This window comes from Photobacterium sp. SP02, assembly GCF_038519165.1.
In the GTDB taxonomy this organism is placed as follows: domain Bacteria; phylum Pseudomonadota; class Gammaproteobacteria; order Enterobacterales; family Vibrionaceae; genus Photobacterium; species Photobacterium halotolerans.
Window position 1 is genome coordinate 20,650 of the sequence record NZ_JASJOJ010000056.1, and the last position, 7,006, is coordinate 27,655.

The window sequence follows — 7,006 nt, forward strand, 5'->3', positions numbered from 1 at the left end:
AAGCTGCTGTGGAGGCTATTCTGCGAAGGCGATGTCCCTCAGGAATAAAGCAATCTCAGGAAAGACCACCAGCAGGGCAGCGGAAAGCAGCAAGATGGCAATAAAGGGGCCTGTCCCTCGCACCACTTCCCAATAGGGTTTTTTAAATATCGCAATCGCAGTAAAGATGTCACAGCCGAACGGCGGTGTGGCGGAGCCGATCGCCACTTGCAAGGTAATAATGATCCCGACATGAACCGGATCGAGATTTGTCGCTTCGATGGCCGGGGCAAAAATTGGCGTCAGCACCAGAATCACCACAATCGGGTCGACGAACATACAGGCAATGAAGAAGGCCACTGAGATAGATGCCAGCACGCCGAGCGGGCCCATTTCATCAATGCCGACCGCTTCCAGGATCATTTGCGGAATCTGCGCGAAGGATATGATCCAGGAAAAGCCATTCCCCACACCGACCAGAATGAAAACGACCGCGGTGATCAAACCGGTGGATTTCGCAATGGCGTAAATATCTTTGCTGCCCAGCGAGCGAAAAACAATGAACTCCAGAAATACAGCGTAAAGCACACACACGGCTGCAGCTTCGGTCGGGCTGAAAATCCCGCCGTAAATCCCGCCAACTATGATCACCGGAAACATCAGCGGCCAGATGGCTTTCTTGGCGGTTTTTAGGCGTTCAGACCAACTGGCGCGTTCTTCTGTCGGCACCTTATTGATGGTGGCATAAGCCAGACAATACAAAGAAAAGAACATCAGAATCATCAGACCGGGGCCGACGCCTGCAATGAAAAGCTCAGCGATAGAGGTTTCCGAAATGACACCATAAATGATCATCCCGATACTGGGCGGGATCAGGAAAGCAATATCGCTGGCGTTGATGATCAGGGCCAGTGAAAAAGAATCGCTGTAGCCGGCTTTGAGCAGCTTGGGGCGCAGTGTGGAACCCACGGCGACCACGGTAGCCTGAGTAGAGCCCGAAACCGCGCCAAACAGGGTGCAGGAAGCCGCGGTACTGATGGCAAGGCCACCCCGGATATGGCCGATAAAGGTCATCACCATATCAATCAGGCGGTTGGCTGAATGGCCACGGGTCATAATATCAGCGGCCAGAATAAACATAGGGACGGCTATCAGAGAGGCCGGTCGGATCCCGCCCAGCACTTGCTGGATAAAGGTATCCATTTGTCCCATACCGCCAAACATCATGTAGAAACCGGTCAGGGCGGCGGTAATCAGTGGGATCATCATAGGGAAGCCGATCAACAGCATCACTATCATGATCAGCATTAAAGTCATTGCCATGGTGAATACCTTTTGTACTTCATTTTTTATGCTTTATTTTTGGTATCTGTGTACTCGTCAAGCACACCGGTGGACAGGTAGATTTCCGGGCTGGTCGCATTTTTATAGGCGGTCAGCAGGTACTGCACACCTGTGACGGCAAACCCCAGGGGAACCCAGATATATATCCACCAAATCTCAAAACCTAACGCCGGTAAAATACGGCCACGCTCAAAAACAGACAGCACATACTGGTAGGAAAAATAAGCCAGCAGGAACATGATCGCGGCGGTGATAACTGAAATCAGGATCATAACGATTTTCCGGCCTTTGAAAGGCAGCATGTCATACACCGCAGACATACGGATGTGGCGGCCATGACGGGCAGCATAACCAATGCCGGCAAAAGTAATCAGAATAATGAGTATGCGATTGATTTCGCCGGAGAAGAACAGGCCCTGGCCAAAGCCGAACCGCGCCACTACGTTAACGCAGGTGTTCAGGGCCATGAGCAGCACGCCTGTGGCAAGCATGAAGGATTCAATTTTACTGATCAGTGTATCGACTTTGCCGAGCACACCGGGCAATTCCGAGTGGTATTCCAATGATTCGGAATCGGACATAACAACTTCCTCAAACAGTAAGGTACCGCCTGTCAGACGGTACCTCGTACGACTTTATTATTGTTGAGCAGCTTTTAAGTCAGCTTTGAACTGGTCCAGCAGTTCCTGACCGTCCGACCCTGTCATTTCAATAAAGGTTTTTTCTACCTGAGGTGCACGTTCTTTGAATTTGGCAATTTGCTCGGCAGATAAGCGCGTTACCGTGACATCGTCACTGGATTGCTCGATTTTAGCGAGAGACTTCTCAGCCAGACCCGTAATGTGTTTCATGGTCTCGCTGAACGCGTATTCCGCCGCTTGCCTGACCATTTCCTGGTCTTCGTCTGACAGCCCATCAAAGAATTTCTTGTTAGCCATTGAAGCTGTGGTAAACCAGCCGTGGTGCGTAAAGATCAGGTTTGGTGAGACTTCGTACAAACCGCCGGACTCAATCCAGAAGATCGGGTTTTCCTGACCCTGAATCATATTGGTCTGCAGGGCACCGTATACTTCACCCCAGGGCAGTGGGGTCGGGGTAGCGCCAAAAGCTTCATAGGTGGAGGACAGCAGGGGGTTGGTCATGACACGGATTTTTTTGCCTTTGAGCTCTTCCGGAGAGGTAACAGGTTCATCAACCGTTAGCACCATTTCGCCTTCAGGGTACATCTTCAGCAGCTCTAAGCCTTGCTCTTCATACAGTGCAGGGAAGTTGTTGTTCACCGCTTTACTGGTTTTGAAGAAATTGATCACGGCCTTCATGTCTGTTGGCATCAGGTAAGGGATGAAGAAAATTTGTGCCTCAGGAATGAGCGAGCCGGTAAAGCCGGGTGACTGGTTAACAAACTGCAGAATACCGGCCTGGGTTTGCTCCATAATATCGTCTGATTCACCCAGCTCACCAAAGCGGTATATTTTCAGATTATGGTCAGAGTGCTCTTCAATATAATCTTTAAATTTGTGGGCATAAACGTCTTGTACATCGCCTTCATATTCTTCGTGAGCGTAACGCCAGGTATCTGCATTAGCCAGAGTGGAAAACCCTAAAGTTGCAGCAACACAAGACATTGCAGCAATTTGCTTGATATGACGGTGAATAAACATCACGTCCCTCCTTTTGGAATGCGTTAAAGCCATTTCAGACAAAAATAATTAATCCGTGGCGCTTTAACACACGGTTAATTAGGATTTTTATCCGGTTGAATAGTGGCAATTTTCAGTTTCAGTCCTTTAATACCCTGACAATATTATTGTTTTTATTAAAGTAATTCGTCGAGAGAATGTCTGCTGGTGTGACGTGAGTCACGATTATTTGTCAGGATTTTTAAAGTGACAAATAATAAACACAAAGAGGTTGACATTGTTTTTATTGGGATTATTTGTAAGTGATAACAATGATTTGTTTTTAATTGAACGATTAATTAAATTAAGTTCCACATCTAAAAATCGGAAAGGTCAGGTGTTATTGTTGTAATGTTTTCTACTGGTTGTTGCTGTGGTTTTTTATAATTCTGTGATGATTTTCAGCCACTGACGTGTTAACAGTTTGGTTTATTATTCACAGAGGGTAAGCGCATAGTCAGAGCAGTCATAGCAGGAAATGGGTGTGATCAGTAAAAGCAGTTTATTTATAATAAGGTGCCTGATGCTAAGTAAGAGTGTGTGTATTTTTGTACCTTGGTGCAGAGATATATCTGAAAAGGATAAATCATGAAGAATGCAGGCTGAACGTTTCACCGGCTTTGTAATTTTTTCTCTGCATATCGGTCTGCCTCTGTTCATGCAAGGCCAATGCTGCGTTGATAAAACAGTCAAAGCAACTGGCAGACTGAAGTATGCCTTATTTTGCATATTTCTCTGACGGGGTTGAAAAAAGCGCCCCAGGCAAGCTTGCCACGCAGGCCTATATACTTTGTGAAACTTGTTAATAGTAAAGGGTTCTAACTCAAAAGCGTTGGAGGCGGTGATTTGGCAGAGAATGGCCCAATATGTATCAGTCTGGGTCGAATTTATTCAATGAGGGTAAACAGAATGGCAAATGAATACGTACCACCGAAAGTCTGGACGATGGATGCTGAAAACGGCGGTGAGTGGGCGAGTATCAACCGTCCCGATGCCGGCGCCAGACATCAGCAGGCACTGCCTGTGGGTGTCCATCCATTACAGCTTTATTCTCTGGCCACGCCAAATGGCCAGAAGATTACCATTATGCTTGAAGAGCTGCTGGCGCTGGGGGTTACTGATGCCGAGTATGATGCGCACCTGATTAACATAGGCGATGGCGATCAGTTCTCCTCAGGCTTTGTGGCGGTCAATCCGAATTCAAAAATTCCGGCGCTGGTGGATCAATCCGGCCCCGCACCTGTCAATGTGTTTGAGTCGGGCTCGATTCTGGTCTATCTGGCGGAAAAATTCGGCTACTTTCTACCGGTCGATATTGCCGAGCGTACCCGGGTGATGAACTGGTTGTTCTGGCTGCAAGGCTCTGCGCCTTATCTGGGGGGCGGCTTCGGGCACTTTTATGCGTATGCGCCGGAGAAGTTCGAATATCCGATCAATCGCTTCACCATGGAAACCAAACGCCAACTGGATGTGCTGGATAAGCAACTGGCAAACAACACTTATATCGCCGGAGAAGAATACAGCATTGCTGATATCGCGATCTGGCCCTGGTACGGCAATCTGGTGCTGGGCTATGCCTATGATGCGGCAGAGTTTCTCGATGCCGGCAGTTACCCGCATGTCCAGCGGTGGGCGCAAGCGATTCTTGAACGTCCGGCGGTACAGCGCGGCCGTATTGTGAACAGAACGTCCGGTGAAGAATGGGAAATACTACCTGAGCGACACAGCGCCGCGGATATTGATGCTGTGCTCAAGCAGCGGCCGTAATACAGCGAATGAATATAAATGAATGGCAGCTTTGGCTGCCATTTTTCTTGCTGTCTTTTTTCTGGGACAACTTGCGAGTATTTGAAGGCGTTCTGTACGTAAGGAACGGCCTGAATCAAAAATTCGATCGTTTAAAAAGTTTCAGTTTTATCTGTCACTATATTATTTGTCATCAGTAGAGTTGTGTTTTATAACGATAAATATTTTAATCGTTTTACTTTCTCGGAATCAGCAGAAATAATGATGTATTTATATTTTCCTTCTTTCAGGGAGACAACAGCATAAGGTTTTTTATTAGTCATCATAAAAACCTTTTCGCCGTTTTTACTTCTGAAGCTTCCCGCATTGTATCCAAATAAACTGATACCATTGGCTCTATAACGAATGGAAACATCTGACTTGGAATTTTCCTGGCTTTCAATTGACTCAATATTTTCGAGCATCGTTTGGTATTTCCAGATTTTACCGCCGACATAAAGTTGATTATCTTGAATATCAACTTTAGAAGTCAGCAGTTGCAGCATTGAAATAGCATAAAATGCCAGTATCAAGATGGCCACAGAGATTGTGATCCAGTTTAATCCGGGTGTCAGGCTTAAAATTGCTCCCCCAATAAAAATAACGCTGAGAATGAAAATTGTGGATATATTGGCATCAACAGGGTAGGTCATTGTAATACCTCATATTGCTTTTGTATAATCCGATTCATAGCTGCCATGACTTGATCATATTCACCATCTGGGATTGTGATTAAACCAAGGTTGAGGGCAGCATCAATTGCTGCTTTTGATTCAGATTGCTTCATTTTTATAAATGATTGGTGTGCTAATACAGGTGAATTAAAATAAGAAGAGACATCAGACAAAACCAAATGGTTTTCTTTGACTGTCTGACTCGATATATGAGAGGCTCTTGAAGCCTGGTGGCATAAAGTACACATACCGCCGCCACCATGCCCTCCTCGAGCTGTTGCATTGGTAACACCCCCGTCGCCGCCACTCACGGAAAAAGCTGCTTTTGTGACAACATATGCGCCTGCAGCGGCAATGACCACGACAGCACCGGCAACCGCTGCTGCAGCAACAACCAGGACGGGCACCGCGGCAACAACCTGTTCATTGGACTGACTTTTGACTGTATTCAGTAAATAAGCGTAATCCGATTGTGTGATATCTTTCGTCAGTTGTTTCGATATTGTTGATTGAATCTCTTTCCGTAAGCTTTGATTCCCTTCCAATGCCCGAGAGATATTTTGAGCTAACTTGGCTTCTGCCTCTGGATTTAGAAGGCCACGATCGATGAGTTCCAGATATAGTTGTTCAAAGTTTTCGGTGGCGACTAATTGTTCCAAATAAGGATCTGCCAAAGCAGTCAGGAGCTGGTGTTCATAAGTTTGGGATAAATCCTCATCCTTCATCGAATGAAAATTAAAGCTTTTTGCGTAATTCTGATAGTCAGATAAACTATTAATCTGACTCCAGATTTGATCAAGCTTCTCAATATCAGCCCAGACTGCTTGAGGGAGATGAGAATTTCTCAGCTCAATTTTGAGTCTGGGAGTAAGATGACCATTTTCACTCTCGGATAAGATACTTCTCGGCTTGCCGAAAATTCTTTCTGAATCAGGTTCTGAATTTAAAGCAGAAGCTGGAATAGACGGGATCGCCAAAGTACCAATGACACCATAGGTTGTAAACTTATTTGCTTTTTTCATAAGTATTCTTGGGTCGCTTTTATCAGGTTATAAGTATTTAATATGCGAACAATATTGTCAGGGTATATTTCGATGAGTCGTTCTCTCATGTCTGGTTCATTATGGATAATTGCGCAAGCCTGACATGGATGTGTGATTTTATCTAAGCGTTCATGACGATCTCCTATCAGTTTTTTTAGAATATTGTAAGGACCATCAATTTTGATCCAGAGTTTTAAGAAATCATATTCCTGTTCTCGTTTGTAACTGCCGATGTCCTGAATGTGTGATAACTTCATTTCGCGAATATGAGAGACAGTTAATCCGCAGCAGGCTGTGATTTCTTTATCTGGTGTTGCAACCATGACATCAAATAAATTATCGCAGCCTTTTTCGAGTCCATTGACCTGAGTGACAAGCGCGCGTTCTTCGCTCGTTTCATGAAAACTCATCCATGAGTTCACTCTCAGGGCGAGAGCACGTATGCTCATTTCTTATCCAAACCTTGGATTCCCGCCAATATTACTTGCTCCAAATAGGCAAC

7 protein-coding genes are annotated in these 7,006 nt (G+C 45.7%); 1 reads left to right on the plus strand and 6 read right to left on the minus strand.

The window, feature by feature from the left end:
- Positions 1 to 15: 15 nt before the first annotated feature.
- Genes P0Y67_RS18340 through P0Y67_RS18350 form a run of 3 tightly spaced genes read right to left on the minus strand, consistent with a single transcriptional unit; the run spans position 16 to position 2,984 of the window.
- Entirely contained in the window at positions 16 to 1,302 is a 1,287-nt protein-coding gene (locus P0Y67_RS18340) for a TRAP transporter large permease (protein WP_342393057.1), read from the minus strand.
- A gap of 26 nt (positions 1,303 to 1,328) precedes the next feature.
- Positions 1,329 to 1,904 (minus strand): TRAP transporter small permease, encoded by a 576-nt coding sequence (locus P0Y67_RS18345; RefSeq protein ID WP_027252560.1) that lies wholly within the window; start codon positions 1,902 to 1,904, stop codon positions 1,329 to 1,331.
- 57 nt (positions 1,905 to 1,961) lie between these two features.
- On the minus strand, positions 1,962 to 2,984 hold the full coding sequence (locus P0Y67_RS18350) for a TRAP transporter substrate-binding protein (RefSeq protein WP_342393058.1): 1,023 nt from the start codon (positions 2,982 to 2,984) through the stop codon (positions 1,962 to 1,964).
- Between the two features lie 927 nt (positions 2,985 to 3,911).
- Between P0Y67_RS18350 and yghU the strand changes: the two genes are divergently transcribed.
- Entirely contained in the window at positions 3,912 to 4,769 is an 858-nt protein-coding gene (gene yghU / locus P0Y67_RS18355; protein WP_342393059.1) for a glutathione-dependent disulfide-bond oxidoreductase, read from the plus strand.
- Between the two features lie 188 nt (positions 4,770 to 4,957).
- On the opposite strand, the gene P0Y67_RS18360 is transcribed toward yghU, so the two are convergent.
- From P0Y67_RS18360 to P0Y67_RS18370, 3 genes are read right to left on the minus strand one after another with little or no spacing between them, the layout of a single operon-like run.
- Entirely contained in the window at positions 4,958 to 5,440 is a 483-nt protein-coding gene (locus tag P0Y67_RS18360; protein WP_342393060.1) for a hypothetical protein, read from the minus strand.
- Positions 5,437 to 6,483 (minus strand): hypothetical protein, encoded by a 1,047-nt coding sequence (locus P0Y67_RS18365; protein WP_342393061.1) that lies wholly within the window; start codon positions 6,481 to 6,483, stop codon positions 5,437 to 5,439. The genes P0Y67_RS18360 and P0Y67_RS18365 overlap by 4 nt, the downstream gene beginning before the upstream one ends.
- Positions 6,480 to 6,953 carry a hypothetical protein gene (locus P0Y67_RS18370; protein WP_342393062.1) on the minus strand — a complete coding sequence of 158 codons (474 nt, stop codon included), beginning with the start codon at positions 6,951 to 6,953 and terminating at the stop codon, positions 6,480 to 6,482. The genes P0Y67_RS18365 and P0Y67_RS18370 overlap by 4 nt, the downstream gene beginning before the upstream one ends.
- Positions 6,954 to 7,006: the final 53 nt, after the last annotated feature.

Coding starts and splice junctions, on each gene's coding strand:
- P0Y67_RS18360 (WP_342393060.1), bottom strand. CDS start 5,440: ATGACCTACCCTGTTGATGCCAATATATCCACAATTTTCATTCTCAGC.
- P0Y67_RS18350 (WP_342393058.1), bottom strand. CDS start 2,984: ATGTTTATTCACCGTCATATCAAGCAAATTGCTGCAATGTCTTGTGTT.
- P0Y67_RS18365 (WP_342393061.1), bottom strand. CDS start 6,483: ATGAAAAAAGCAAATAAGTTTACAACCTATGGTGTCATTGGTACTTTG.
- P0Y67_RS18340 (WP_342393057.1), bottom strand. CDS start 1,302: ATGGCAATGACTTTAATGCTGATCATGATAGTGATGCTGTTGATCGGC.
- P0Y67_RS18370 (WP_342393062.1), bottom strand. CDS start 6,953: ATGAGCATACGTGCTCTCGCCCTGAGAGTGAACTCATGGATGAGTTTT.
- yghU (WP_342393059.1), top strand. CDS start 3,912: ATGGCAAATGAATACGTACCACCGAAAGTCTGGACGATGGATGCTGAA.
- P0Y67_RS18345 (WP_027252560.1), bottom strand. CDS start 1,904: ATGTCCGATTCCGAATCATTGGAATACCACTCGGAATTGCCCGGTGTG.